Origin of the sequence: Streptomyces sp. WZ.A104 (assembly GCF_002382885.1) — a bacterium.
GTDB lineage: Bacteria > Actinomycetota > Actinomycetes > Streptomycetales > Streptomycetaceae > Streptomyces.
Genome location: NZ_NWVL01000037.1, coordinates 1 through 25,564, shown reverse-complemented (window position 1 = coordinate 25,564; position 25,564 = coordinate 1). Strand labels below are relative to the sequence as shown.

At 71.7% G+C, this 25,564-nt stretch carries 23 protein-coding genes; 14 read left to right on the top strand and 9 right to left on the bottom strand.

Annotated elements, in window-relative coordinates:
• Nucleotides 1-7 precede the first annotated feature (7 nt).
• Entirely contained in the window at nucleotides 8-1,222 is a 1,215-nt protein-coding gene (locus tag CIB93_RS20450) for an MFS transporter (protein WP_096628705.1), read from the bottom strand.
• Nucleotides 1,223-1,875: 653 nt separating this feature from the next.
• On the opposite strand from CIB93_RS20450, the gene CIB93_RS20445 reads away from it, so the two are divergent.
• On the top strand, nucleotides 1,876-4,104 hold the full coding sequence (locus CIB93_RS20445) for a serine/threonine-protein kinase (protein WP_257002270.1): 2,229 nt from the start codon (nucleotides 1,876-1,878) through the stop codon (nucleotides 4,102-4,104).
• Nucleotides 4,105-4,148: 44 nt separating this feature from the next.
• Here the strand turns inward: CIB93_RS20445 and CIB93_RS20440 are convergent, their stop codons facing one another.
• The 4 genes from CIB93_RS20440 to CIB93_RS20425 all read right to left on the bottom strand — a co-directional run bounded on the left by CIB93_RS20440 (nucleotide 4,149) and on the right by CIB93_RS20425 (nucleotide 7,460).
• A complete protein-coding gene (locus CIB93_RS20440) occupies nucleotides 4,149-4,553 on the bottom strand; it encodes a GntR family transcriptional regulator (RefSeq protein WP_179500181.1) in 405 nt (134 codons plus the stop codon).
• 61 nt (nucleotides 4,554-4,614) lie between these two features.
• Complete coding sequence (locus tag CIB93_RS20435; protein ID WP_096628702.1) at nucleotides 4,615-5,595, bottom strand: ABC transporter permease; 981 nt, start codon at nucleotides 5,593-5,595, stop codon at nucleotides 4,615-4,617.
• Nucleotides 5,592-6,563: an ABC transporter ATP-binding protein gene (locus CIB93_RS20430; RefSeq protein ID WP_257002269.1), complete on the bottom strand. Its 972-nt coding sequence runs from the start codon at nucleotides 6,561-6,563 to the stop codon at nucleotides 5,592-5,594. The genes CIB93_RS20435 and CIB93_RS20430 overlap by 4 nt, the downstream gene beginning before the upstream one ends.
• A gap of 204 nt (nucleotides 6,564-6,767) precedes the next feature.
• Complete coding sequence (locus tag CIB93_RS20425) at nucleotides 6,768-7,460, bottom strand: phosphotransferase (protein ID WP_096628700.1); 693 nt, start codon at nucleotides 7,458-7,460, stop codon at nucleotides 6,768-6,770.
• Between the two features lie 267 nt (nucleotides 7,461-7,727).
• Here CIB93_RS20425 and CIB93_RS20420 point away from each other — a divergent pair, with 267 nt between their 5' ends.
• The 4 genes from CIB93_RS20420 to CIB93_RS37985 all read left to right on the top strand — a co-directional run bounded on the left by CIB93_RS20420 (nucleotide 7,728) and on the right by CIB93_RS37985 (nucleotide 11,758).
• Complete coding sequence (locus CIB93_RS20420) at nucleotides 7,728-9,107, top strand: carbohydrate-binding protein (protein ID WP_096628699.1); 1,380 nt, start codon at nucleotides 7,728-7,730, stop codon at nucleotides 9,105-9,107.
• A gap of 111 nt (nucleotides 9,108-9,218) precedes the next feature.
• Nucleotides 9,219-10,076, top strand: a complete 858-nt coding sequence (locus CIB93_RS20415) for a carbohydrate-binding protein (RefSeq protein WP_096628697.1) — start codon at nucleotides 9,219-9,221, stop codon at nucleotides 10,074-10,076.
• A gap of 199 nt (nucleotides 10,077-10,275) precedes the next feature.
• Nucleotides 10,276-10,785 (top strand): SigE family RNA polymerase sigma factor, encoded by a 510-nt coding sequence (locus CIB93_RS20410; RefSeq protein ID WP_096628771.1) that lies wholly within the window; start codon nucleotides 10,276-10,278, stop codon nucleotides 10,783-10,785.
• Nucleotides 10,786-10,876: 91 nt separating this feature from the next.
• Nucleotides 10,877-11,758: a hypothetical protein gene (locus CIB93_RS37985; protein WP_179500174.1), complete on the top strand. Its 882-nt coding sequence runs from the start codon at nucleotides 10,877-10,879 to the stop codon at nucleotides 11,756-11,758.
• 100 nt (nucleotides 11,759-11,858) lie between these two features.
• Here CIB93_RS37985 and CIB93_RS20400 read toward each other — a convergent pair whose 3' ends face one another.
• Entirely contained in the window at nucleotides 11,859-13,568 is a 1,710-nt protein-coding gene (locus CIB93_RS20400) for a bifunctional 3'-5' exonuclease/DNA polymerase (protein ID WP_096628694.1), read from the bottom strand.
• Between the two features lie 97 nt (nucleotides 13,569-13,665).
• On the opposite strand from CIB93_RS20400, the gene CIB93_RS20395 reads away from it, so the two are divergent.
• The gene (locus tag CIB93_RS20395; protein ID WP_096628769.1) at nucleotides 13,666-14,883 is read left to right on the top strand and encodes a DUF2786 domain-containing protein; all 1,218 of its coding nucleotides are present in this window, start codon (nucleotides 13,666-13,668) and stop codon (nucleotides 14,881-14,883) included.
• An 89-nt stretch (nucleotides 14,884-14,972) separates the two neighbouring features.
• Nucleotides 14,973-17,093: an FUSC family protein gene (locus CIB93_RS20390; RefSeq protein WP_096628693.1), complete on the top strand. Its 2,121-nt coding sequence runs from the start codon at nucleotides 14,973-14,975 to the stop codon at nucleotides 17,091-17,093.
• Nucleotides 17,094-17,162: 69 nt separating this feature from the next.
• Here CIB93_RS20390 and CIB93_RS20385 read toward each other — a convergent pair whose 3' ends face one another.
• A complete protein-coding gene (locus tag CIB93_RS20385) occupies nucleotides 17,163-17,672 on the bottom strand; it encodes a hypothetical protein (RefSeq protein ID WP_096628691.1) in 510 nt (169 codons plus the stop codon).
• Between the two features lie 252 nt (nucleotides 17,673-17,924).
• Here CIB93_RS20385 and CIB93_RS20380 point away from each other — a divergent pair, with 252 nt between their 5' ends.
• Nucleotides 17,925-18,167: a DUF397 domain-containing protein gene (locus tag CIB93_RS20380; RefSeq protein WP_056793446.1), complete on the top strand. Its 243-nt coding sequence runs from the start codon at nucleotides 17,925-17,927 to the stop codon at nucleotides 18,165-18,167.
• A gap of 106 nt (nucleotides 18,168-18,273) precedes the next feature.
• Here CIB93_RS20380 and CIB93_RS20375 read toward each other — a convergent pair whose 3' ends face one another.
• Nucleotides 18,274-18,780, bottom strand: coding sequence for an ATP-binding protein (locus tag CIB93_RS20375; protein WP_096628690.1), 507 nt, complete (start codon nucleotides 18,778-18,780; stop codon nucleotides 18,274-18,276).
• A 356-nt stretch (nucleotides 18,781-19,136) separates the two neighbouring features.
• Here CIB93_RS20375 and CIB93_RS20370 point away from each other — a divergent pair, with 356 nt between their 5' ends.
• The 3 genes from CIB93_RS20370 to CIB93_RS38960 all read left to right on the top strand — a co-directional run bounded on the left by CIB93_RS20370 (nucleotide 19,137) and on the right by CIB93_RS38960 (nucleotide 21,800).
• Complete coding sequence (locus CIB93_RS20370) at nucleotides 19,137-20,000, top strand: helix-turn-helix transcriptional regulator (RefSeq protein ID WP_096628688.1); 864 nt, start codon at nucleotides 19,137-19,139, stop codon at nucleotides 19,998-20,000.
• Nucleotides 20,001-20,059: 59 nt separating this feature from the next.
• Nucleotides 20,060-21,517, top strand: coding sequence for an aldehyde dehydrogenase family protein (locus tag CIB93_RS20365; protein ID WP_096628686.1), 1,458 nt, complete (start codon nucleotides 20,060-20,062; stop codon nucleotides 21,515-21,517).
• A 94-nt stretch (nucleotides 21,518-21,611) separates the two neighbouring features.
• Nucleotides 21,612-21,800, top strand: coding sequence for a hypothetical protein (locus tag CIB93_RS38960; RefSeq protein ID WP_257002279.1), 189 nt, complete (start codon nucleotides 21,612-21,614; stop codon nucleotides 21,798-21,800).
• Between the two features lie 8 nt (nucleotides 21,801-21,808).
• On the opposite strand, the gene CIB93_RS20355 is transcribed toward CIB93_RS38960, so the two are convergent.
• The gene (locus tag CIB93_RS20355) at nucleotides 21,809-22,699 is read right to left on the bottom strand and encodes an IS5 family transposase (protein WP_373558775.1); all 891 of its coding nucleotides are present in this window, start codon (nucleotides 22,697-22,699) and stop codon (nucleotides 21,809-21,811) included.
• 190 nt (nucleotides 22,700-22,889) lie between these two features.
• On the opposite strand from CIB93_RS20355, the gene CIB93_RS20350 reads away from it, so the two are divergent.
• The 3 genes from CIB93_RS20350 to CIB93_RS20340 all read left to right on the top strand — a co-directional run bounded on the left by CIB93_RS20350 (nucleotide 22,890) and on the right by CIB93_RS20340 (nucleotide 25,407).
• Nucleotides 22,890-23,531, top strand: coding sequence for a PadR family transcriptional regulator (locus CIB93_RS20350; RefSeq protein WP_096628767.1), 642 nt, complete (start codon nucleotides 22,890-22,892; stop codon nucleotides 23,529-23,531).
• Nucleotides 23,532-23,617: 86 nt separating this feature from the next.
• Nucleotides 23,618-24,583: an ATP-binding cassette domain-containing protein gene (locus CIB93_RS20345; protein WP_096628765.1), complete on the top strand. Its 966-nt coding sequence runs from the start codon at nucleotides 23,618-23,620 to the stop codon at nucleotides 24,581-24,583.
• Nucleotides 24,580-25,407, top strand: a complete 828-nt coding sequence (locus tag CIB93_RS20340; RefSeq protein ID WP_096628681.1) for an ABC transporter permease — start codon at nucleotides 24,580-24,582, stop codon at nucleotides 25,405-25,407. Before CIB93_RS20345 ends, CIB93_RS20340 begins: the two co-directional genes overlap by 4 nt.
• The last annotated feature ends 157 nt before the right edge of the window (nucleotides 25,408-25,564 follow it).

Below are 25,564 nucleotides of genomic sequence, written 5' to 3'. Positions count from 1 at the left end.
GCCCAGGTCAGGGGGCTTGGGTGGCCCTTTCCCCGCGCCGGACGGCGCCACGTACCACCGTCAGGTGCAGAACGAGGGCGACCACGGTGAGGGCTCCTGTGCAGTACGGCAGCGAGGCCGGGGCCGTGCCGAGGCCCAGCACCAGGCCGCCGAGCGCGGACCCGATACCGCTGCCGAGGTAGACGGCGGAGCTGTTCAGCGAGACGGCGACGGTGGCCTGTCGGGGCTGGGCGGCGATCAGCTGGTGCTGCTGCGGGACCTGTACGGCCCAGCCTGCCGCGCCCCAGATCACCAGCGGGACGACGGCCCAGGCCGCGGAGGCGTGCGCGGCGGCGGGCAGGACGAGTTGGCTCGCCACGATGAGGACCAGGATGCAGGTGACCGCGGCGAAGGGGCGGCGGGTCCGGTCCACGACGGGGCCGATGAGGAGGCTGCCGACGATGCCTCCCGCTCCCCAGGCCCACATGGCCCAGACTGTCCGGTCGGTGTGGGCGGCGTCGAGGAGGAACTCGGCGAGGTAGGTGTACAGGCCGAGGCTGGCGATGCCGCCGAGCAGCGAGACGCAGACGATACCGGCGATCCGGCCGCCGGCGAGGGCGCGCACCCGCCGGCCCAGCGGAGGCGGCGGACTCACCTCGATCTTCGGCAGCCGCACGATGCCGATGAGGGCGACCACGCCCAGCGCGGTGATCAGCCACAGCGTGCCGCGCCACCCCACGTGCGAGGCGAGGAGCATTCCGGCCGGGACACCGATGACCGTACCGATGCTCAACCCGCCCATGACGGTGGCGAGAGCGCGGCCACGGCGTTCCGGAGTGGCGAGGCCCGCCGCCGTGGCGGCGGCTATGGGGGAGTACACGCCCGCGCCGATGCCCGCCACCGCGCGGGCGATCAGGAGGACCGCCAGGGTGGGGGCGAGGGCGGTCATGGCATTGCCGATCGTGAAGACGACCAGGGCCACGCCGAGCACCACCTTCGCCGGCCGTTTGGCCAGGAGAGTGGCGAAGACGGGCCCGCCCAGTGCGTAGCAGAGCGTGAAGACGGTGACTATCTGCCCGGCCGCCGACGCCGGGACGTGCAGGTCCGACGAGACGTGGGGCAGCAGCCCTGCCATCACGTAGGCATCCACTCCCAGGGCGAACGTGCCCAGCGCGAGGAGCGGGACGAACCTGCCGCGGCCGTCCTGTCCCTGCGGCGCGGCTGTCTTTTCTGTGACGCTCATCCGAGGCAATCCATGTTCATTTCGGTGGTGGCCAATTCATTCGACGTTGCCAAGGCGTCGGGCAGTTCGCGAAGGGGCGGGTCGTGCGTTTCTCCGTCTTGCAGCTGATGTGCGTTCTTGATTGCACGGGACCTGCAAGCGGAGAAATTACATACAGCGCATGATCTGGACACAAGCCAATGGCCTGCATCTTCCATGTCTTCTCTGCATGCCCCCAGGTCGCCGCGGTGGGCGGCGATTCATGAGATGCCGGTCACACGGTCGAAAGTGAATGCGCGGATAATGCGCGGACATCGTGGCGGGGGCGGTGGCGGTGGCGGTGGGGAATGAGGGCGGGATCACGCGGCCGGGCAGGCAAGCTGGTACGCGGGCGGGCATTCGGCCAGGCATGTGGGCGGGCATGGGGCACCTGGATGTCGGAAGTCCCGGCAGAGCACCGTTCGGGCCTTGGACCAAGAGGCATTCGCCCGGGTGCCGTTGCTCGTGGACGCGGGCGCGGGGCGCATGTGACGTGGCGAAATGGGGTGGTGGGCAGGCCCGTTGACGGCCGGAAGGAGGTGCCCGCCTCGTGGTCGGTGCGCCGGGCTCCTATTCTGGGCGGGCGCGAACGACCGCGGGGGGACCGGCCATGGGGGGATCGGGTCAGTATGGGCATGGGCAAGGACAGCGAGCGGTACACGGCCATGGAGGGCATACAGCCGCTCGTGACGGGTGATCCGTCCCGGATCGGGCCCTATCCACTGCTCGGCCGCCTCGGTGCGGGGGGCATGGGGCGCGTCTATCTGGCCCGGTCCGGGGGCGGGCGTACCGTGGCCGTGAAGGTGGTGCACGAGGAGCACATCGCGAACGGCGAGTTCCGGGCGCGCTTCCGCCGGGAGATCGAGGCCGCCCGCCGGGTCGGTGGGCGCTACACGGCCCCCGTACTGGACGCGGACCCCGACGCCGCGCGGCCGTGGGTGGCCACCGGTTACGTTCCCGGCCCCTCCCTGGAACAGGCCGTTCGCGAGCACGGGCCGCTGCCCGCCGAGTCGGTGCGCGCTCTGGCCGAGGGGCTGTTGAGGGCCTTGCGCGGCATTCACGCGGCCGGGATCGTCCACCGTGACCTGAAGCCGTCGAACGTCCTGCTCACCGTCGACGGCCCCCGCGTCATCGACTTCGGCATCGCCCGTGCGCTCCAGGTCTCCGTCGAGTCCTTGCTGACCAGCACCGGCATGGTCATCGGCTCACCCGGCTTCATGGCGCCCGAGCAGATCCTCGGTGAGGAGACCGGGGCCGGGGCGGATGTGTTCGCCCTCGGCTGCGTGCTGATGTACGCGGCCACGGGGACCCTGCCGTTCGGGAACGGCGCCAGCAACCAGCACGCCGTGATGTACCGGATCGTCGAGGGCGCTCCGGACCTCGCGGCGGTGACGGACGCCCCTCTGCGCGAACTGATCGGGCGCTGCCTGATCAAGAAGCCCGCAGAACGGCCTGATGTGGACCTGCTGCTGGAGAGCCTGGTGCCGTCGCAGGGCTTGGATGGGCCGGGTTCGGGCGCCTCCGGTTCCTCCGGTTCCTCTGGGGTGCTGCGTGGCGCTTGGCTGCCGCCGCAGCTCCTGGCCCGTCTGGCTCAGCAGGCGGCTTCGCTGCTGGATGCGGAAGTGCCGGAGAGGCCCGAGGCGGAGGGGCCTGAGCCGGGGGAGAAGCCTGAGGCTGCTGCTGCCGCCGACGCTCCCCTCGTGCCCTCCCGGCCCGACATCGTCACAGTCGATTTACGGCCGGATTCGGCGGCTGACCCCGGGCCGAAAGCTGAGTCGACCCCGACCCCGACCCCGACCCCGACCCCGGACCTGGAGGGTGAGTCGGCGTCAGAGCCGGAACCGAAGCCGGAACCGAAGCCGGAACCGGAACCGAAGCCGGAACCGAAGCCGAAGCCGGATTCAGACTCGGAGCCGAAGGCAGGGCCCGACCCCGCCCCCGCACCCTCGCCCACCTCCTCGCCCTCCTCCGCGCCCTCCCCCTCGACCGGCATCGTGGCTGCCGCGGAGCCGTCCCGTCGGCCGCGTCGGCGTACGTGGGTCGTGGCTGCAGCGGTCGTCGCCGTTCTGGTGGCAGGCGGCAGCATGGCCTTCCTCAACAGGGACCCCGGCGGCGCCGATGCCCGGGGTGGTGGGGCGACCGTTCCTCCCGGCGCCAGTGATGCCCCCTCCGCCCCTCCGGCCTCGCCTTCCGGAGAGCCCGGCGACGAGGACGACGAGAAGGACGACAAGAAGGGCGACAAGGAGAAGGGCGAAGAGGAAGAGAAGGACAAGGGCAAGGACAACGGCGACGGCGAGGACTCGGGCGGGGGCGCCGACAGCGGGCAGGGCTCGGGCGGTGGCGGTTCCGCCGCCTCGGGTGGCGGTTCGTCCGGCTCCGGCTCCGGGTCCGGCTCCGGCTCCGGGAGCTCAGGGGCCTCCGGCGGGGGCGGTACGCAGACGGGGGGCGGTGCTTCCGGTGGCGGGGATTCCGGCACCGCTCCGAAGCCGCCCGCCCCCGACCCGGGCACCCCGGCCCCGGACAACCGGGTGCCCCAGCACTTCGTCGGGACCTGGTCCATCGCGTCGCAGTACAACGCCCTCCAGCCCCACACGGTGGTCATCCGGAGGGTGTCCCCGGGACAGAGCGCGGTCACCCTCATCGCCGACGTACAGGGCCCGGGGCACTGCGAGTACACCGCGAAGCTGACCTCCGTGGCGAGCGGCGGGAAGCGCATCAATGTCGGTACCGCCGTCGTCGACAAGGTGCGCTCCACCGGCATGTGCCAGGACAACGACCCCTCGTTCTTCGCCGTCGACGGGTCCGGCATCCTCCACAACGTCGGCCCCGCCCACGGCAGCGGATACCGCTACAACCGCGGCTGAGGGAGGCGGCGGCCTTGGCCGTACCGGAGCGGAGCCCCGCCCGGTCAGTCCGCCGCCTCCCCCGGGTAGGCCGTCTCGAACGCCGAACGGAACAGGGCCGTGACGTCCTGGCCGGTGAGACCTTCCGCACGGGCCTGGGTCATCCAGTCGGCGAGGGCGGCACGCAAGGGGGAATCGGGGCCGGACTGGGGCTGGGCGAGGGAGCGGGTGATGAAGGTGCCCGCGCCCTGGCGCACCTCGGCGAGGCCCGCGCGTTCCAGTTCGCGGTAGGCCTTGAGAGTCGTGTTCGGGTTGACCTTGGTGGTCGCGGCGACCTGGGCGGCGGTGGGCAGGCGGTCGCCCTCCTCCAGCGCCCCCATGCGCAGCGCCTGTTCGACCTGGCGGACGATCTGGAGATACGTCGCCACTCCGCTGCGCCGGTCGATGCGGAACACGACCACGGACTTCACCTTCCGCTCGATTGCCGACACTTTACGTAGGGGGACGGGACACAGGGGGACGGGGTCGTGCCTACAGCGGACGGCGCGAGACCCGCCACAGGGTGAACCCGGTGAGCAGGGCCGTTCCGGCGAGCAGCAGACCCGCCGCGGTCCACTGCATCGCCGCCATCTGGCTGTAGTCGAGGTACTCGATGACGTCGTTGACGATGCCGTGCTCCTCGATGCACGCGTTCTGCGCCTTCTCGGTCGCCTCGGCACAGGTGCCCCAGCCGAAGAGCTCGCCGTTGGCGTTGCCGACCCAGCGGTCCACCTCGTACGACTCGCTGAAGCGGGCCGGGAGTTCGCTGTCCATCGGGTACGTGAACATCTGCGTGGAGCCGAGGCGTACGCGTACCTCGTCCCAGGCGAACTGTGCGACGACCGTGAAGAGGAACGTGACCACCATCGCCGGGAGCACCCGGCGCGCCAGGCAGCCGATGGTGATGCCCGCGGCGGTGAAGAAGAGCAGGAACGCGGGCAGGACCGGGCCCGTGTTGTCGAAGATCGTGCCGTCGATCCACTGGCTGGGGAAGAGGGAGCGGTACGGCTCCCACCACCAGGTGAACAGCGCCGAGAGCACCAGACCGGAGACCAGGGCGAGGGTGTAGGCCAGCCCCAGCTTGGCGATCAGCCACTGGCGGCGGGTCACGGACTGGGTGGTGACCAGCTGCGCGGTGCCGTTCTCCTGGTCGCCCGCGATCAGCGGGGCGCCGACGAAGACGGCGAGGATCAGCGGGAGGCCGCCGAGGATGGTGGTGATGTAGCCGTAGCCCCGGTCGCCCTGGAGCGGGTCGCCGGCGTCCTTCCCGGGCCAGCCGGCCGCGTCGAGCGCCTGGATCAGCTCGTGGCGCTCGTACACGATCCAGAGCGCGCCCAGCAGGGTGAGGCCGAGGACGCAGACCATCGCGGTCCGGTGCTGGCGTACGACGAGCCACGGCATTCCGCGCAACAGGCGCCGCCCGGAGCCGAGTCCGGTGGGCTTCGTCCCGGTGAGAGTGGTGGTGCTGCTCATGCGGCCTGGGTCCCTTCGGCCTCGACGCGGGCGCCCTGGGTGTAGAGCGAGGGCGCGTCCGGGGAACGGAGATGGGCGAGGAGAACCTCCTCCAGGGAGGGTTCGACCCGCTCCCAGTCGGCCGGAAGGGGGCCCTTCGGCCGGATCATCGCCCGGAACTGCCGTCCCTGGAGGCGGGTTTCGACCACGGTGTGGTGGTCGAGCTCCGCCGGCAGGGCGCCGTCCCGGGCCACCCCGGTGACCAGTGCGTGGGCCGGGACCAGCGCGTCGGCGTCACCGGCCATCCGGATGCGGCCGTCAGCGACGACCAGCAGGTAGTCGCACATGTCCTCCAGCTCGGTCAGCAGGTGCGAGGACATCACGACCGTGGTCCCGCGCTCGACGGCCTCCGCCATCAGCAGGGTGGTCATCTCGTCGCGGGCCAGCGGGTCGAGGTCCGCCATCGGCTCGTCCAGAAGCAACAGCTCGGGCCGCTTGCCGAAGGCGAGCGCGAAGGCCAGTCGGGTGCGCTGGCCTCCGGAGAGCGTGCCGACCCTCGCGTGCGGCGGGACATTGCCCGAGCGGACGATCCGGTCGGCGGCCGCCGCGTCCCAGCCGGGGTTCAGCTCGGCGCCCATCCGCAGGGTGTCCGCCACGGTGAACCGCTTGAACAGCGGCTTCTCCTGGCCCAGAAAGGCGAATCTCGGCATGACGGCCGGGTCGTGGACCGGTACGCCGAAGATCCGCAGTTCGCCGGCCGTCGGCTGCACCTGGCGGGTCGCAAGCCCGAGCAGAGTGCTCTTGCCCGCCCCGTTCGGGCCGACCAGGCCGCAGATGCGTCCGGTCGGAATCCGGAAGGAACAGTCGCGCAGCGCCCAGCCGCGCCGGTAGCGCTTGCCCAGGCCGCGGGCCTCCAGCGCCCAGTTGCCCGGATGGCCCGGAGTCCCCGGGGTCCCCGAAGTCCCGTTCGGAGTGCTCGTGTACGCCACGCGCCTCGCCTCGATTCCACTAGTCAATTAATGGAATCATGGTGTTGAGGAGGGATGACTGTCAAGCGCGGGGGCAGCCGCGCGCAAGGTGGGGGCACCGCCAGAGACGGGGGCATCGCCAGAGGTCGGGAGAGCGCTACGGGTGACGCTCGTCCTCGTTGTCACGGCCGATGCCGATGCCGATGCCGATGCCGATGCCGATGCTCACGCCCGCCCCTCAGGAGCGCACCCGATCACCAGGTCCACCGCCTCCTCCAGGCAGCCCCGCTCGTGCTCCGTCAGGTGCGGGTTCGCCCGTTGGCGGGTGCGGGCCAGGGCCAGGTCGGCGAGGGGTGCGCCGCCGTCGTCGGCGAGCTCCGCGAGCAGGGCCGCCAGCAGCGTAGGGACCTGGGGCCCGGCCGGGAACGCGGGGTCGAGGGCGGTCCGGGCCAGGGTCAGCGCCGACATCGCCCGGTCCAGGCCGGGCGGGCCCTCCGCCGCGGTGGACCAGTCGATCACCACCGCGCCCCCGCCCGTCAGCATCACGTTCTCCGGATGCAGGTCCAGGTGGAGCACGCGGTCCTCCGGGTTCGCCGACACCCGGGGCGGAATCGCGTGGAGCTCGCGCAGCAGCCGGGCCAGCAGCGCGCCCGCCTCGGCCACACCGAGCGTCCCGGTCAGCAGGGCATCGGCCATGGTGGGGCCGGACAGCCGCTGGAGCACCAGGTCCGTGGGGCGGGCCCCCTCGATGGGCAGGCCGATGCGCGGCACCGGGAAGCCGAAGGCGCCGACGTACGCCATCACCGCCAGCTCCTCGGTGCTGTCCGTGTGGTCGCGGTAGCGGCGAAGGACCCAGGAGCCGTCGAGTGCGTACACGTCGGCGGTGCGTCCCGAGCCCAGCAGTTGCCCTGTGTGCATGGGGCCGAAGCTACCCGGGCGCCGGAGGGGAGGGGAGACGCGTTCCGGCCCCGGCCGGTGCTCAGGGGGTGGCGCCCGGGGGCGCTGCCCGGGCGGAGCCGGGCGCCGGGGAGGCCTCCATGGCCCCGAGGGCGCCCCATAACGCCGAGGGAGGGGGGCGAACGGGATCTCCTGCGACCGGCGGCGCCGCCGCTACGGTTTCGGCAATTCCCTGGTCCGGACCAACCCCCGCCGGATCTGGACACCCCCTGAACCAAGGAGAGTTACGTGGAGAGAACCACGCTCCGCAGACGCGCCTTCGCCGCCGGCACCGCCACGGTGGCCCTGGGCGCACTCGCCCTCGCCGGGCTGACCGGAGTGGCGTCGGCCGGCTCCGCGGGCCCCGCCGCCCCACCGGTCTCCGCCGACAGCCTGTCCCCCGGACTGCTGGCCGCCATGGAGCGCGACCTCGGACTCGACGCGGAGGCCGCCAGGGCCCGGATAGCGAACGAGTACCGCGCCGCCGCCGTCGCCACCGGGCTGGAGAAGTCCCTCGGCGCCAGCTTCGCCGGGGCCCGGGTCAGCGGCGACGAGGCGGCTCTGACCGTCGCCACCACCGACGCCTCCCAGACCGACCGCATCACCGATGCCGGGGCGAGGGCCGAGGTCGTCGGCCACAGCCTCGACCGGCTCGAAGGCGTCAAGGAGACCCTCGACAAGGCCGCGCTGCGCAAGGCGCCGAAGGACGTACCCGTCTGGTACGTCGACGTCGAGGCCAACCGGGTCGTCGTGAACGCCGCCAGCGACTCGGCGGCCCGGGTGTTCCTGAAGGAGGCCGGGGTCGGCAGGGACCTCGTCACCGTCGTCCGGTCCGCCGAGCAGCCCCGCGCCCTCGCGGACATCCGGGGCGGCGACGCGTACTACATGAACCCCTCCGGCCGTTGCTCCGTCGGCTTCTCGGTCAAGCGCGGCACCCAGAACGGCTTCGTCACCGCCGGCCACTGCGGCCGGGCCGGCACCACGACCAACGGCGTCAACCAGCAGGCCCAGGGCACCTTCCAGGGCTCGACCTTCCCCGGCCGCGACTACGCCTGGGTCGCCACCAACGCCAACTGGGTGGCGAAGCCCCTGGTCAACGGCTACGGGCGCGGCGACGTCACCGTCACCGGCTCCACCCCGTCCGTCGTCGGCGCCTCCGTCTGCCGCTCCGGCTCCACCACCGGCTGGCACTGCGGCACCATCCAGCAGCTCAACACCAGCGTCACCTACCCGGAGGGCACCATCTCCGGCGTGACCCGCACCAGCGTCTGCGCCGAACCGGGCGACTCCGGCGGCTCGTACATCTCCGGCAGCCAGGCCCAGGGCGTCACCTCCGGCGGCTCCGGCAACTGCCGGACCGGCGGTACGACGTACTTCCAGCCGCTCCTCCCGGCGCTCCAGGCGTACGGGCTGACGCTGGTCACCAGCGGAACCCCGACCGACCCGCCCACCACGCCGCCGACGGACCCGCCCACCGACCCGCCGGGCGGCACCTGGGCGGCCGGCACCACGTACGCCACCGGGGCCACGGTGACGTACGGCGGAGCGACCTACCGCTGCCTCCAGGGGCACACGGCCCAGCCCGGCTGGACCCCGCCCGTCGTACCCGCCCTCTGGCAGCGGGTCTGATCCCCCGGGTCTCCAGGCACGGTTACCTTCCTGAACCTCCGACCACCACCTCCCCGAACCCCTCCGCCTCCCCGCACCGAGGACTCCGAGGACACCGTCATGACCCCACAAATGGACAACCCAACCCCCCATGCGTGGAGCGAGCCTGATGAGACATCGGGAGGGCGGCCCATCAGCCGCAAAGGTCTCCTGAAGGCCGCGATCGTCGCGAGCGCGGCACCCCTCCTCGCCGGAGGGGGCGTCGCGCTCGCCCGGGACGCCGCTTCCGCCGGGAACGGGCCCCTGGCCCCCACCCCGCAGTGCGACGACGGCGACGACACGACACCGCCGCAGATGGAAGGGCCGTACTTCAAGCCCAACTCCCCGCGCCGCACCAGCCTGGTCACCCCGGGCACCCCCGGCGTACCGCTCACCGTGAGCGGCTACGTCTTCGGCCGGGCCTGCCGCCCCATCCCCGGAGCCCTGCTCGACTTCTGGCAGGCCGACACCAACGGGTCGTACGACATGGCCCGATACGCCTTCCGGGGGCACCAGTTCACCGGGCCTGACGGGGGCTTCAGCCTCACCACCGTCGTGCCGGGCCTCTACCCGGGCCGTACCCGGCACCTCCATGTGAAGGCCCAGGCCCCCGGGGGCCGCATCCTCACCACGCAGCTGTACTTCCCGGGCGAGCCGCGCAACAACACCGACGCCCTGTTCGACCCGGAGCTGCTGATGACCGTCCGCAACGTCGGGAACGGGCGCCAGGGCACCTTCGACTTCGTCCTGGACGTCGCCCAGACGCCCGGACCGACCGATCCGCCCACCGATCCGCCCACCGAGCCGGGCACCAGCTGGGAGTCCGGAACCTCCTACCGCGCGGGAGACCGCGTCACATACGGCGGGGTCGCCTACCGCTGTCTTCAGGCGCACCTGGCCATGCCGGGCTGGGAACCGCCGCAGGTCCCCGCGTTGTGGGAACGCGGGTAGACCGGGAACAGCGAGCGCGCACCACCGCCCGCGCCCCGTTCACGCCGTCCGGCGCGTGAACGGGGCGCTTTCGCATGCCGTCGGAGAAGCCCCCCCCGGGAAGCTCGGAAGAGGTTTTCTTCGGGGACTGAAACATTTCCGCGTTCCCGTCGCGTCGTAGAGAGGGAAGGGCGGAGTGGACGGACAGACGGGGGAGAGCATGAAGTCGTCGCGCGCCGAGGAGTTCAAAGAGTTCGCGGCCGGCCGGGCCGGCCATCTGTTCCGCTCGGCCTGCTTGCTGACCAGCGGCGATGTGCACCTCGCCGAGGACCTGGTGCAGGAGACCCTGAGCCGGATGTACGTGTCGTGGGGTCGCGCCCGCCGGATCGACAACCCGGCGGCGTACGCACAGACCGTGCTCGTCCGGACCTTTCTGACCCACCGGCGAAGGCGCTCCGCGAGCGAGCGTCCGCTGGCCGAAGTGCCCGAGAGCGCCTCGGCCGCCGCCGACGACCCGGCGCTGCGGATGACGCTCCTCGGAGCGCTCTCCCAGCTGGCCCACAAGGACCGCGCGGTCGTGGTGCTCCGCTACTGGGAGGACCGGAGCATCGAGGAGACCGCCACCGCGCTCCAGGTCAGCCCGGCCGCCGTACGGACCCGCTGTGTGCGGGCGCTCGGGCGGCTGCGTGAACATCTGGGCGGCAGCGTCGCGGAGTTCGCCACCCGCTGACCCCGCTCACCCCCCAGACCCAACGTCCCCGGCTGACCTGCCAGCCCGTTGAAACCTGTTGTGCACCCAGAACGAGAAGTGGTGGTTCCCCATGCCTTTTGAAGACGAACTCAGCGAGGAGCTCCGTCGTACGGGCGCGGCCTTCGACCTGACCGGCCGTACCGCGGTGGTGGACGGCGCGCTGGAGCACGGGCGCCGTGCGCTCCGCCGCCGTCGCGTCGCCGCGGTGGCGGGCAGTGTGCTGGCCCTGGCTCTCGTCGGGGGAGGTGGTGCGGTCGCCGCCGGGATGCTGGGCGGGCCCGATGACGTGGCGAACGTCGCGAGCAGCGGTCCGGCCACGCCGACGGCCGCGGCCCCGGCCACGGACGCCGCCTCGCATACGCCGACGCCCGAGCCCACCGACGCCCCCACGGCCACGCCCTCGGACACGCCCACGCCCACGGGCGAGCCGACGACCACCCCCACGGACGGTCCTCGCACGGGTGAGGGCTCACCGCAGCCGCCCTCGCCCGGTTCGGAGGACGACGGGGAGCCGGCGCCCGAGCTGGACTACACACTGCTGATGCCCACCTTCCTCAAGCTGCTCCCCGAGGGCCTCTCGGTGGGGGAGAAGACGAACGGCGGGGGCGAGTTCGCCTCGGTCGTCGTCGACGACGGCAAGGGCAGCACCCTCGTACAGATCAACGTGCAGCCCGATATGAGAGACGTCGCCGACGATCTCTACAGGGATGCGACCACCCTGCCCGACGGCACCCTGCTCGCGACCTCGAAGACGCCCGGTGAGAAGGGCGGCCAAGGGGTCGTCTGGTGGAATGCCGACACCATGCGTCCCGACGGAATGCGGGTCGTTGTCTCGGCCTTCAACTCCGGTGCCCAGTCGACGCCCGCCACCCGCCCGGAGCCCGCGCTCACCATGGACCAGCTCGTCGCCCTGGCGACCAGCCCGGAATGGCTGAAGCTCCAGCAGCGGTAGCCGGGGGTCCGGCAGCGGTGGCGGGGAGGTCCGCCGGTGCTGCCGGGAAGTCCGGTGCGGTGCTGGCCGCCTCACACCGCTTTCCACCCGCCTCACCGTGTCACTTGGCGTCCGCGTACCGCTCCACCACCGCCGTCGTGAACGGAAAACGCACCGGCGTCTCCCCGAAGGCGGTCCGCCCGGCCAGCTCACCGGCCGCGCGGATCGCCTCGGTGACGGCGGCCGTCTCCTCGGCCGGGCAGTGCACGATCACCTCGTCGTGCTGGAAGAACACCAGCTCCGCCCGCAGCCCCTGCTCGTGGAGCGACCGGCGCAGCGCGGCCAGGAGCAGCAGCGCCCAGTCGGCGGCGCTGCCCTGCACCACGAAGTTACGGGTGAAGCGCCCCCGGGCCCGGGCCAGGCCGCCGTCGGACGCGGTCCCGGTGCTCTCCGGACCCTCCTGGGGGATGCCCGCCTCCTCGTCCTGGCCCGCCACCACGACCGGCGGGCTGGTCCTGCCCAGCCAGGTCCGCACCACGCGTCCCTCCTCGCCCGCCCGCGCCGCGTCGTCGACGTACGCGACGGCGATCGGGAAGCGGCGGCGCAGCGCGGCCAGATTCTTCAGCCCGTCCCCGGAGGTCTGGCCGTAGATCGCCCCGAGCAGCGCCAGCTTGGCGTGCTCGCGGTCGCCGTGGAACGCCCGGTCGGACAGGGCCTTGTAGAGATCGCCGTCGTGACCGGCCACCTCCATCAGGCCACGGTCGCGGGAGATCGCGGCCAGCACGCGTGGCTCCATCTGGTCGGCGTCCGCGACGACCAGGCGCCACCCCTCGTCGGCGACGACCGCCTGCCGGATGACCTTGGGGATCTGGAGGGCCCCGCCACCGTTGGTCGTCCAGCGGCCGCTTACCGTGCCGCCCGGTTGGTACTCCGGGCGGAAGCGGCCCTCGCGTACCCAGTCCTGGAGCCAGGACCAGCCGTGCGCGGTCCAGATCCGATACAGCTTCTTGTACAGGATCAGCGGCTTGACCGCGGGGTGGTCCAGCTCCTCCAGCTCCCACCGACGGGTCGACTTCACCGCGATCCCGGCGCGGGCGAACGCCTTCACCACATCGGCGGGCAGATCGGGGCGGACCCTTCCCCTGACTCCTGAGGAGTTGGAGGAGGCCCCGTTATCGAACGCCGCCGACACCTCGTCGGCCAGCTCGGCCAGTTTGCGGGGCTCGCCGCCGCCCGCGTACCGCTCGCCCAGCAGGTCGTGCAGGACCTCCCGGTGGACGTCGGCCCGCCAGGGAATCCCGGCCCGGTGCATCTCGGCCGCGACGAGCATCCCCGCCGACTCCGACGCGGTGAGCAGCCGCATCCGGTCGGGGTGCAGGGCCGCGTCATGGCGGCGCATCTGGTCCGCGTAGACCCGGAGGAGCCCCTCGAACGGAACCCCGGGGCCCGACGACGGCTCGAACAGGGGGGACTGCGCGCCCGGTTCGGCGGACCGGGCGGGCGGGTCCGGCGGCACCGGGGCGCTGTCCAGCCGGGCCAGCGCGGCGGCCGCGGACCGGGGCTCGCCGAGCCGTCCGGCGTGCCCGAGCAGCAGCAGCTCGGCGCACTCGATGTCGTAACACCGCTCGACGCGGACCCCGGCGGCGAGCAGCCGGGGGTAGACCTCGGCGGTCGACCGCCATACCCAGCGCCCCACCCCGGGGCGGGCGCGGACCGCCTCGACGAGATCGGGCTCGGCCACGACGGGGCCGGCGGGCGTGCCGTCCCGGGCCAGCGGTACGAGCAGCGCGCCGCCCCCTTCCGCCACACCCAGCGCCCACCGTTCGGTCATGGATACGAGTCTGGCACCCACCACTGACAACGACCCGCCACCCGACATCGACAACGCCCCCGCCCTCCACCGTGAGCCCCCCGCCTACCCTGGTCCGATGAGATCGGCAGGATCAGCGGGGTCGGCGGGGTCGGCAGGATCGGCGGATTCGGTCATCGACCGGGCGTGCGCGGCGGCGCTCTACGTGGACGGCGACGCCGCCCTGGACACCGGAGCCTCCCTGCTCGCCGCCGCCCCGGACGCCGACGCGGCTGCGCACCGGCGCGGCGAGGAGTTCCTGCGGCGGGCCTGGGAGCGGGGCTGGCACCCCGCCGACCTGGTCCGGTTCGTCCGCCGCGAGCTGGACGAACGGCGGGCGGCGCTGGCCGGGACGCTGATCGCCGCCGAGACCGCCCGGTACGCGGAGCTGCCGCCCCGCTGGCGGCAGCAGCTCGCCGAGCTTCCGGAGCCCGTACCGCGCAACCGCCCCGACCGGTTCTCGTACGCCGCCGACCTGCTGGAGCTGTACCGGCTGCTGCTGCGGCTGCCCGCCATCGAGCCCGTCGGCCCTCCGCCCGGCACCGCCGCCCACCACCTCCACCGGCCGCCCGCCGCCGACGAGCCGCGCATGCTCACCCGCATCCGGGCGCTGCTGGCGAAGGCGGAGGCGACCGGCTTCCCGGAGGAGGCCGAGGCGCTGACCGGCAAGGCGCAGGAGCTGATGGCCCGCCACAGCATCGACGAGGCCCTCCTCGCCGCCCGTACACACAGCCGCGAGACGCCCGGCGCCTGCCGGATCGGGGTGGAGCCCCCGTACGAGAGCGCCAAGGCGATCCTGCTCGACGCCGTCGCCTCCGCCAACCGCTGCCGGGCCGTGTGGAACGACGACCTCGGCTTCAGCACGGTCGTCGGCTTCGAGCCGGACCTGGAGGCAGTCGAGCTGCTGTTCACCTCGCTGCTCGTCCAGGGGACGGCCGCGATGACGCGGGCGGAGGCCGGCCAGCGCGCCGGAGGCCGTAGGCGGACCAAGACCTTCCGGCAGTCATTCCTGATGGCGTACGCCCAGCGGCTCGGCAGCAGGCTCGCGGCCGACGCCGAGCGGGTCACCGCGGCCGCCGACGAGGGTGCGGGTGCCGGGCTGCTGCCCGTCCTCGCCGCCCGGGACGTCGCCGTCACCGAGACCGCCGACCGGATGTTCCCGAGGACCACGACCACCCGGGTGCGTGGCGCCTTCGACCCGGACGGCTGGACGCACGGAACCGATGCCGCCGACCGAGCCCGTATGGGCGGCTCCCGGAGCGGGACCTCACAGGGACCCGGAGAGATCGCGACGTAGGTCTGACTTGCTCCCGGTCCGCCTAGTCCGCCCAGTCCGCCTTGTCCGTTATTCCGGTTAAGGTCGGCTATTCCGGTTAAGCTCGGCCCATGAGCTGGCTCCGGGCGCTGAAGGAGACCGCCCGCTCGGGGCTGGAGATCGAGCGGCAGAGACTGGAACCCCTCGTCGCCCTCCGCGGCGCGGCCGGGCTCGCCCTCGTCGTCGGCGTCAGCCTCTTCCTGTTCGGGCCGGAGATCGCCGCCAGCTCCGCGTTCGGGGCGTTCCAGGCGGCCATCGCCACCTTCCAGCGCAGCTGGCGCCCGCGTCCGGTCCTCGCCCTGGTCTCCGGAGCCAGCCTCGCCGTCTCGACGTTCGTCGGCTATGTCAGCGGCACGCACGTCGTGCTGTTCCTCTGTCTGCTCGGCGTCTGGACCTTCCTCTCCGGGCTGGCCTGGGCGGCGGGTCCGACGGGCGGCATCATCGCCTCCTCCAACGTCGCGATCATGCTGGTGACGATCACCCTGCCCACCTCGGTCGTCGACGCGGCCGCTCATGCGGGGATGATCGCCGCCGGCGGCTTCGTGCAGGCAGCGCTCATCGTCCTCTTCCCGGTCCGCAGATGGGGCGCCCAGCGCGACGCGCTCGCCGACGCCCTGGCCGCCGAGGCCGACTACGCCCGGCGGCTGCGGCACGACCCGGTCGCCCCCTTCGACCCGCTGCCCCTGATGACCGCCCGCAGCGCCGCCGCCGTCACCCCCCGCCAGGCCCGCCGCCGCCCCGCCGAACTGCACGGGGCCCGGGGCGTCGCCGAACGGCTGCGCCCGGTGCTGGCCTCGCTCGCGGACCCGGCGATGGGGGTGCCCCGCGACGGACTTGAGCGGCTATGGGTGAACGAGTTGCTGGGCGCGGCGGGCTCGGTCCTGGACGCCGCCGCGCGGGCCGTGCGGCACGGGGAACCGGTCCACCTCTCCGCCACCGACCTGGGCGTCCTGAAGACCCCCGACAACGACGTGATCCTCGTCGGCCCCGCCCGCCGCGCCGCCGACCGGCTCGCGGCCCTGCTCGACGACGTCCTGGAGATCGCGGAAGGCACCGGCACCGACAGCGGTATCCCCTCCGACCTCGCCCCGGACACCCGGCACCGGCCCACCCTGGTGAAGCTGATCCCCGTGGTGCTGACCTCGATGCGCCGCGAGCTGCACCACGGCTCGTCGGTCATGCGCCATGCGATCCGGGTCGCGGTGGTCGCCGTCTGCGGGTACTTCGTGGGCGAGGCCGTGCCGCTCGGCCACGGCTACTGGGCGCCGATGACCGCCGTCATGGTCATGCGGCCCGAGTTCTCACAGACGTACGCCCGTTCCGCGGGCCGCTTCGGCGGCACCCTGGTCGGCGTCGGGCTGGCCACCGCGGTCGTGCAGACCGCCCACCCCGACGCCCGGCTCTCCGCCCTGCTCGCCGTGGTCTGCGCCGGGCTGATGTACCTGCTGATGCGCACCGGCTACGCGGTCGGCCAGGTCTGCGTAGCCGCGTACGTCGTCTTCCTGCTCGGCATGGCCGGTGACGACTGGTCCCAGACCGTCACCGAACGCATCGTGCTGACGCTGGTCGGCGGGCTCCTCGCGATGATCTCGTACGCCGTCTATCCGGCCTGGGAGACCCCGCGCCTGCGCAACCGGCTGGCCGAGTGGCTGGTGGCGGACGGGCGGTACGCGGCCACGGTGATCGACCAGTACGCCGACCCCGCCTCCCGGAACGTCGAGGACGTCCGGGACGCCCTGGTCGCCACCCGGGAGGCCCGTGTTGCCTGGCAGGAGGCCCTGGCGACCGCCCAGCACGAACCCGTACGCCACCGGGGCATCTCCCGGGCCGCCGCCACCGACGCCCAGCACGCGCTCGCCCAGCTGGGCCGGTCCGCGATGGTCCTGGAGGCCCACCTGCCCTCGGCGTCGGCGGCCCCGGTGCCCGGTGCGGCCGAACTGGCCGACGCGCTGCGCCGGGCCACGGAGAAGGGCGCCAAGGCGGTACGCGAACGCCGCCTGCCGGACTGGCAGATGGTCGCGGACGCGGTGGCCCACTGGGACGTACCGGACGAGCAGGCCGCCCCGTCCGGCGGCGACCCGGTGGTGCACCGGGGCGCGGCGCTGCTCCAGGACGCGCTGGAGGAGTTCACCCGCGCCCTGGACGAACGCGGCGGCAGCACCCGCGTCAGCAGCACCCTCGCCGAGAGCTGAGCCCGGCCTCAGGGGGAGGACGGACGAGGGGGCGGGCGGACACGGGGCAGACAGACAAGGAGCAGGCCGTCAGGGCGCGGGCACTTCCGGCAGGTCCGGGAGTTCGGGGAGCGAAGGCAGATCGGTGGGCAGCTTGCCCGGGTCGACCTTGGTCAGGGAGTCCTTGGCGCCGCCTTCCCAGGAGACGACCAGCTTCGTGCCGTCGACGGAGTCGATCGCGCCCATCGTGCGCTCCTTGCCGCCGTCGGGGCAGGTCAGCGCCAGCATCGGTGCGCCGCCCATGTCCTTCACCTCGCCCTGGCAGACGGACTGGTCGGCGACGAGGGCGACCTTGCGCGCGGCGATGGAAACGGTGACGTTCTTGCCGCCCGTCAGCCCCGCCCAGGTGCCCTCCAGCGCGGCGGCGTCCGTGCCGCCGCCCCCGGAGTCCTTGCCGCCGTCGGGGCCGGGCGTCGCGCTCGCCGACGGGTCCGCGCCGGAGCCCTTGCCCGGCTCGTCGTCGCTGCCGCATGCGGTCAGGGCCAGTGAGGCGGCGAGACCGGCGACCACGACGGTACCGGTGCGTACGAACCTGGTCACGTGGAGTTCCCCCTTGCTGTTTTCCGGGCGAAAGACCGCGCCACGTTACCAAGGGTCATGCCGTCAACTCCGTTAAGCGGGAGCGAATTGGACGTGCCGTTCGTCTCTCCTCCCGGCGGGTGCGCGCACACGGAAAGCCTGTAATCGAAGGAACACCCCGCGTGCACGTGCATCTGCTCATGCATTGGCATATGAACACAGCTATGATCCGAGCTAGTTGACACTTGCACCTTGCAACTCGGGGAGCGTCCTGTGCACCACGTGTACAACGGCATGGCGGCCACAGAGCTTCGCGGAGTCGTCTGGCAGAAGAGCAGGCACAGCAACTCCCAGGGTTCCTGTGTGGAGTTCGCGAAACTGCCCGGAGGGAATGTGGCGATGCGGAACTCCCGCCACCCCGACGGGCCCGCCCTCGTCTATACGCCGGCCGAGATCGAGGCGCTGCTGCTCGGCGTCAAGGACGGCGAGTTCGACCACCTGGCGACCGGTGGCTGAACGATGACCGGCGGATGAAGGGTAGTCGGCGACCGAGCGGCGGTCGGCGGTCGAACGAGCGGGGCCCCGGGCGGTCGGCCTGCCCGGGGTCGCCACGCGTGTGTCTTCAGGCCTGTGTCTTCGGGATCTCCGGAAGCCGGAAAAGGGCCCAGACGACCTTGCCGTACAGCGGGCCGGAAGGGAGTTCCCCCACCGGCACGGGAGAAGGGTGCCAGCCCCAGCTGTCGCTGACGCACTCCACCAGGAACAGTCCGCGTCCGGATTCGGCCGAATCCGCGGCCTCGCCCGCCACCGGACTCCTCCGGCTGGGATCGCGCACCGCGCACACCAGCCGCGAGGTCCAGCGCATCAGATGCAGCCGCACCGGCGGGTCCTGGAACTCACGCGGCGGCTCGTCGGGCAGTGCGTGGCGCAGGGCGTTGGTGACGAGCTCGGACACCACCAGCGCGACATCGTCGAAGCGGTCGCCCAGCTCCCACCGCTCCAGGGTGGACCGGGTGAACTCCCGTGCCCCGCCTACCGCTTCGTAGCGGGCGGGCAGAGCGCAGGACGCCGATCCGGCAACCCCTGAGGGGTCGGTGGGGGGAAGCCCCTGCCGTAACGGCTCGAGCATCGTCGATCCATTCGTCCCCATACGAGGCACTCCCGGGATTCGCGGCTGTAGCGGCACTGCCTGTAGCGGTACTGCGGGGGGTACAGCGGCACAACACGAGCACGCAGGTGCGCGGGGACCATGGTTCCGAATGCGCAGGGCAGATGCAAGGGCAGATGCACGTGCACGCGCCGGACCTGCCCGATACCGTGGTGGTTGCGGGGCATTTCTTCCCGGGGGCAGTTTCGGAGCTTTCTGGACGTCTTCCCATTTCCGTAATCGAATGAGTACGGGCTGAAGCGTTTTGGTGGCAGAATCCGGGACCTGGGGTTCCGGGGGGCGCCGGTGTCAGGTAGGCGATGGGGAGGGTCGGACCAGTGTCGGCAGGCGAGTCGAGTGGATCGGTGGTGCGGCGCATCCTCCTGGGCTCTCAGCTCAGAAGGCTGCGGGAGTCGCGCGGAATCACCCGTGAGGCGGCCGGCTACTCCATCCGGGCCTCCGAATCGAAGATCAGCCGCATGGAGTTGGGGCGTGTGAGCTTCAAGGCCAGGGACGTCGAGGACCTGCTCACGCTCTACGGTGTCGCGGAGGAGGCGGAGCGCGAGTCCCTCCTCGGCCTGGCCCGTGAGGCCAACGTGGCCGGGTGGTGGCACAGTTACGGAGATGTGCTGCCCGGCTGGTTCCAGACGTATATCGGCCTGGAGGGTGCGGCCTCCCTCATCCGTATCTATGAAGTCCAGTTCGTGCACGGTCTGTTGCAGACCGAGGCGTACGCCCACGCCGTCGTCTCGCGCGGCATGCGCGGGGCCTCGCCCGCCGAGATCGACCGCAGGGTGGCCCTGCGTCTGGAGCGCCAGAAGGCCCTCGTCTCCGAGCGCGCCCCGACGTTCCACGCCGTCCTCGACGAGGCGGCGCTGCGTCGTCCGTACGGCGACCGCGAGGTCATGCGGGCTCAGTTGCGGCATCTGATCGACATGTCGGAGCAGCCGAACATCACGCTTCAGGTGATGCCCTTCAGTCATGGCGGTCATGCCGGTGAGAGCGGCTCATTCACGATGCTGCGTTTCCCGGAATCCGATCTGTCGGACATTGTCTATTTGGAGCAGCTGACAAGTGCGCTCTATCTGGACAAGCCCGAAGAAGTCGCGCAGTACGAAAAGGCCATGGCGGGCCTCGCCCAGGACAGCCCGGCACCGGAAGAGAGCCGGGATCTTCTGCGTGGACTACTCCAACTGACCTGATTTCTCAGTACGATGACGTCAGATCAGGAGTCTGCGAACGCCTGCAAGTAAGGGATTGCATGTCCTTCTTCAATGAACTGGCCCACCAGTACATCGACGGCGAGTGGCTGACCGGTAGCGGCTCGTGGGACATCATCGATTTCAATCCCTACAACGGTGAGAAACTCGCCGCCGTCACCGTGGCCACCGCGGCGGAGATCGACCGGGCCTACCGGGCCGCCGAACGCGCCCAGCAGGAGTGGGCCGCCACCAACCCGTACGAGCGGCGGGCCGTCCTCGAACGCGCCCTGCGCATCACCGAGGAGCGCGCCGAGGAGATCGCCGAGGCGATCACCGACGAGCTGGGCGGCACCCGGCTGCGCGCGGCGTACGAGGTGCGCGGCGCGACGGAGTTCCTGCGCGAGGCGATCCGCCAGGCGCTGCGGCCCACGGGCAGGCTGCTGCCCGCCGTGGGGGACGGCCGGGAGAACCGGCTCTACCGGCTGCCCGTCGGCGTCGTCGGCGTGATCAGCGCCTTCAACTTCCCCTTCCTGGTGACGATGAAGTCGGTCGCGCCCGCGCTGGCGCTCGGCAACGCGGTCGTCGTGAAGCCCCATCAGAACGCGCCTGTCGTGGGCGGCGGACTGATCGCGAAGATATTCGAGGACGCCGGACTGCCCGCCGGACTGCTCAATGTCGTGATCACCGACAGCGCGGAGATAGGCGACGCGTTCATCGCGCACCCCGTGCCCAGGGTGATCTCGTTCACCGGCTCCGACCGGGTCGGCCGGCACATCGCCGCCACCGCCGCCGGGGCCTTCAAGCGGACCATCCTCGAACTGAGCGGCAACAGCGCCCTGGTGGTGCTGGCGGACGCCGACATCGACTACGCGGTCCAGGCGGCCGTCTTCAGCCGCTTCCTGTACCAGGGGCAGGTCAGCATGGCGGCCAACCGGATTCTGGTGGACCGGTCGGTGGCGGCGGAGTTCACTGAGAAGTTCACCACCGAGGTGGCCGCTCTCAAGACCGGTGACCCGAGGGACCCGGAGACCCGGATCGGCCCGGTCATCAACGCCTTCCAGGCCGACGCCCTCGGCGCCCTGGTCGACCGCGCGGTCGCGGACGGCGCGCGGGCGCTCGTACGCGGCCGGACCGTCGGCAACGTGGTGGGGCCGACCGTCCTCACCGGCCTCGCGGAGGACTCCCCGCTGCTGACGCAGGAGATCCTCGGCCCGGTGGCCCTGCTGATGACGTTCGACGGCGAGGAGGAGGCCGTACGGATCGTCAACGAAAGCCCCTACGGACTCAGCGGCGCCGTCCACACGCGGGACGCCGAGCGCGGGGTGCGGTTCGCGCAGCGGATCGTCAGCGGGATGTTCCACGTCAACGACTCCACCGTGCAGGACGATCCGCTGGTCGCGTTCGGCGGCGAGAAGACTTCCGGGGTGGGGCGGCTGAACGGCGAGGCCGTGGTGGAGGCGTTCACCACGCAGAAGTGGATGTCGATCCAGCACGGCCGCACGGTGTTCCCGTTCTGAGACCGCGTTTGAGATCTGCCGTAGCCTGCTTCCAGTGGAGCGTGAGGAGGGGAAGTGGGTTACTGGCGTGGGTCTTGCTCTCAGCGGGGGCTTCGTGAGTAGGCGTCGCTATGTGGCCAGAGGTGTGCCTGGCGGGTACCGCATCTGGGACAACCGAGGGCGCCGGTGGTGGGGCGACCTATACGAGCTCTGCCCCGACGACCTCACTACTGAACTGAACGGCGAGGCCAATCCGGCGAGGCTTACCGCTCTCCTCAAGCGATACAGAGCCCAGAAGCGGTAGGGCTGTCGTCATGACAAGAGGCGAAGGCGTCGTGGGCCCGGTCGCTGAGCGGGCCGGCCTCGGGTGAGTCGACGGACCATGACGCCGATCATCGCCCAGCGGATCATGCTCTCGGAGTGGGCCGGGCTGGTCTCGTAGTCGCGGGTGAGGCGCCGGTGGGCGGTGAGCCAGGAGAAGGTGCGTTCCACCGCCCACCGCTTGGGCTGAACCTGAAAGCCGCGCTGGCCGGGGTCCTTGCGGACGATCTCCAGCTCACGGCCGAGGATCTGGGCGGCCCAATCGACCAGGCGACCGGCGAAGCCCTGGTCGGCCCACACCTTCTTGACGCCGGGGTGATCCAGGCGGGTCCACAGTAACGGCCGCTTCGCGCCGTCACGGTCCTGGATGCTCGCCGCGACGACGTGGACGGCCAGGAGCAGGCCGAGGGTGTCGGTGACGATGAACCGCTTGCGGCCCTTGACTCTCTTGCCCGCGTCGAAGCCCCTGGTCGTCGCGGGCACGGTGTCGGCGGTGCGGACGGACTGCGAGTCGATCAGCCCGGCGCTCGGCTCCGCGTCGCGGCCGTCGGCCTCACGGACCCGGCCGCGCAGAGCATCGTGGATGCGCTCGACGGTGCCGTCGTCGTGCCACCAGGTGAAGTACCAGTACACCGTCGGCCAGGGCGGAAAGTCCTTTGGCAGCTGCCGCCAGGCACACCCGGTCCGCACCACGTAGAAGATCGCGTCCACGATTCGCCGCCGCGGATGCTTCTCCCGCCGACCACCCTTCGGCCCCACCCGCGTCGGCGGCAGCAACGGCTCCACCAGCACCCATTGCTCGTCCGCCAGGTCCGACGGATACCCACCCCCAACACCACTCACGACGAGCTCAACGAACGCCCCAGTAACGGGACACGGCAGATCTCAAACGCAGTCTCAGGGCGCGTACGGGGGTGCCTGACGGGCAGTACGGGGTTGGTGCCTGACGGGCACGTACGAGGTTGCGCCTGACAGGCGCGTACGGCGTGGTGAGGGCCGCCCCGGTCGCACCGGATATCCTAGTCAAAGTTGAATAGGGCCCCGTGGGAAACTCCGGGAAGGGATGGGTGTCATGTCCGCGATCCGGCTGCTGGTCCTCGGCGCCGTGCGCATGCACGGCCGCGCACACGGCTATCAGGTCCGCAACGACCTGGAGTACTGGGGTGCGCACGAGTGGTCCAACGCCAAGCCCGGGTCGATCTACCACGCCCTGAAGCAGATGGCGAAGCAGGGGCTGCTGCTCGCGCACGAGACCGCGCCCTCCACCGCCGGCGGCCCGCCGCGCACGGAGTACGAGGTCACGGAGCAGGGGCTGGAGGAGTACCGCACCCTGCTGCGGAACGCCATCCGCTCCTACGACCAGAACCTCGACGTCCTCTCGGCGGCCATCGGGTTCATCGTCGACCTGCCCCGCGAGGAGGCCGTCGCGCTGCTCAAGGAGCGGATCGAGGGCATGAAGGAATGGCGGGAGGCGGTCACCGAGTACTACACCCCCGAGGACGGCCCCGAATCCCTCGGTCATATCGGCGAGATCATGAACCTGTGGGTGCACTCGGCCGACTCCGGCGCGGAGTGGACGCGGGGCCTGATCGAGCGCATCGAGGGTGGTGCGTACACCTTCGCGGGCGAGGGTGACCCGTTCGTCGGGGTGCTGGCCGAGGGCGAGGAGAACCCGTACGCCACCGGTGTCCCCGATCCCGGAGACCGCGACTAATCAAGTTTGACGAATGCTGGATCGGGGTTTACCGTCGAGCCGCTAGTCAAGTTTGACTACAAGGGGTTGGAAGGGTGGCGGTGAACGTGACCGAAGCGATCGTCATGGACGGCGTGCACAAGAGGTACGGGGGGAAGCGCGCCCTGGACGGGCTGGACCTGGTCGTCGGCGGCGGTACCGTGCACGGGGTGCTCGGCCCCAACGGGGCGGGCAAGACCACCGCCGTACGGATCATGTCGACGCTGCTGCGCCACGACGCGGGCCGGGTCGCCGTGGCCGGGCTCGACGTCCGCGAGCGGGCGGGCGAGGTGCGCCGCAGGATCGGGCTGCTCGGGCAGCACGCGGCGGTGGATGAGCAGCTCGGCGGGCGGCAGAACCTGGAGATGTTCGGGCGGCTGTACCACCTGGGCGCACGCCGGGCGGGCAGCCGGGCCGACGAACTGCTGGAGCGGTTCGGCCTCGCGGACACCGGCCGCAAGGCCGTCAGGCAGTACAGCGGCGGGATGCGCAGGCGGCTCGACCTGGCCGCCTCGCTGATCACCGATCCGGACGTGCTCTTCCTGGACGAGCCGACGACCGGGCTCGACCCCCGCGGCCGGGCCGAGGTCTGGGAGGCGGTGCGCTCCCTGGTCGGCGGCGGCACCACGGTGCTGCTGACCACGCAGTATCTGGACGAGGCGGACCAGCTGGCCGACCGGATCTCGCTGATCGACGGTGGCCGGGCCGTCGCCGAGGGCACCCCCGACGAGCTGAAGGCCCGCGTCGGCGGCGACCGGATCGACGTGGTCCTGCGCGACGCGTCCCGGCTGGTGGAGGCGGCCGCGCTGCTCGGCGGCGCGGATCTGACGCTGGACCACGACCGGCGGCTGATCGGTGCGCCCGCCCCGGACCGGATGGCGGCCCTGACCCGGACCGTACGGGCGCTGGAGGAGGCGGGTATCGAGGCGGAGGACATCGCGGTGCGCCGCCCGACCCTGGACGAGGCGTTCCTGTCCCTGACCGGACAGCCCGCGAGTGAGCGGCGTACGGAGAAGGCGGAGGTGGCGGCATGAGCGCGGCGACGACGACGGTGGTCCCCGGGCAGGGGGGCGGCTCCCGGTTCGGCTGGGCGCTGGCCGACTCCTGGACGATGACCCGCCGCGAACTGGCGCACTGGGCCCGGCAGCCGGTCGCGGTCCTCGTCAACCTGGCCTTCCCGGTGATGCTGCTCCTGATGTTCACCTATCTGGTGGGCGGTGGCCGGGGCGTGGAGGGCGACCCCACCGAGTTCCTGGTTCCCGGCATGCTCGCGCTGACCATGGCCTTCGGTCTGGAGAGCACGATGCTCGCGGTCACCCAGGACCTCGGCAAGGGCGTCATCGACCGCTTCCGTTCGATGCCGATGGTCCCGGGCGCGGTGCTGGTGGGCCGCAGCGCCGCGGACATGCTCCAGTCGGTGGCCGCGCTCGGGGTGATGGCCGGGGTCGGCTGCGCGGTCGGCTGGCGCTGGCACAACGGGGCCGCCGCCGCGCTGGGGGCGGTGGGGCTGCTGCTTCTCCTGCGGTTCGCGATGCTCTGGGTGGGCATCCAGCTCGCCATGGTGGCGGGGCGGCCCGAGCTGGTCTCCGCCGTCCAGATCCTGGTCTGGCCGGTCGGCTTCCTCTCCAACGTGTTCGCCACCCCCGCGTCCATGCCCGGCTGGCTGGGCGCCGTGGTCGAGTGGAACCCCATGTCCGCGACGGCCACCGCCGTGCGGCAGCTGTTCGGGAACCCGGGGGGTGCGACCGGCTCCTGGGCCGCCGAGCACGCCCAACTCCTGGCGGTGCTCTGGCCGGTGGTGATCATCGCGGTGTTCTTCCCGCTGGCGGTGAGGAAGTTCGCCAGGCTGAGCCGGTAGCGGGCGCCGGCGGAGCGGTCTCGTGCGGCCTCTAGTGGCAACGCCGTTCAGTTAGATCGAGGTCCGGGGTGTCAAGGCCCGCTCATGAGCATGTGGATGCTGATGGTGGCTTTGTAGGTGGTGCGGTCAATGGCGGGTCCGCGTGCGTTGTATTTGG

What these genes read in the sequence shown, in the direction of transcription:
- CIB93_RS20450 (WP_096628705.1), bottom strand. Translation starts at nt 1,222, where the DNA reads ATGAGCGTCACAGAAAAGACAGCCGCGCCGCAGGGACAGGACGGCCGC.
- CIB93_RS20445 (WP_257002270.1), top strand. Translation starts at nt 1,876, where the DNA reads ATGGGCAAGGACAGCGAGCGGTACACGGCCATGGAGGGCATACAGCCG.
- CIB93_RS20435 (WP_096628702.1), bottom strand. Translation starts at nt 5,595, where the DNA reads ATGAGCAGCACCACCACTCTCACCGGGACGAAGCCCACCGGACTCGGC.
- CIB93_RS20425 (WP_096628700.1), bottom strand. Translation starts at nt 7,460, where the DNA reads ATGCACACAGGGCAACTGCTGGGCTCGGGACGCACCGCCGACGTGTAC.
- CIB93_RS20415 (WP_096628697.1), top strand. Translation starts at nt 9,219, where the DNA reads ATGGACAACCCAACCCCCCATGCGTGGAGCGAGCCTGATGAGACATCG.
- CIB93_RS20410 (WP_096628771.1), top strand. Translation starts at nt 10,276, where the DNA reads ATGAAGTCGTCGCGCGCCGAGGAGTTCAAAGAGTTCGCGGCCGGCCGG.
- CIB93_RS37985 (WP_179500174.1), top strand. Translation starts at nt 10,877, where the DNA reads ATGCCTTTTGAAGACGAACTCAGCGAGGAGCTCCGTCGTACGGGCGCG.
- CIB93_RS20400 (WP_096628694.1), bottom strand. Translation starts at nt 13,568, where the DNA reads ATGACCGAACGGTGGGCGCTGGGTGTGGCGGAAGGGGGCGGCGCGCTG.
- CIB93_RS20395 (WP_096628769.1), top strand. Translation starts at nt 13,666, where the DNA reads ATGAGATCGGCAGGATCAGCGGGGTCGGCGGGGTCGGCAGGATCGGCG.
- CIB93_RS20390 (WP_096628693.1), top strand. Translation starts at nt 14,973, where the DNA reads ATGAGCTGGCTCCGGGCGCTGAAGGAGACCGCCCGCTCGGGGCTGGAG.
- CIB93_RS20375 (WP_096628690.1), bottom strand. Translation starts at nt 18,780, where the DNA reads ATGCTCGAGCCGTTACGGCAGGGGCTTCCCCCCACCGACCCCTCAGGG.
- CIB93_RS20365 (WP_096628686.1), top strand. Translation starts at nt 20,060, where the DNA reads ATGTCCTTCTTCAATGAACTGGCCCACCAGTACATCGACGGCGAGTGG.
- CIB93_RS20350 (WP_096628767.1), top strand. Translation starts at nt 22,890, where the DNA reads ATGTCCGCGATCCGGCTGCTGGTCCTCGGCGCCGTGCGCATGCACGGC.
- CIB93_RS20340 (WP_096628681.1), top strand. Translation starts at nt 24,580, where the DNA reads ATGAGCGCGGCGACGACGACGGTGGTCCCCGGGCAGGGGGGCGGCTCC.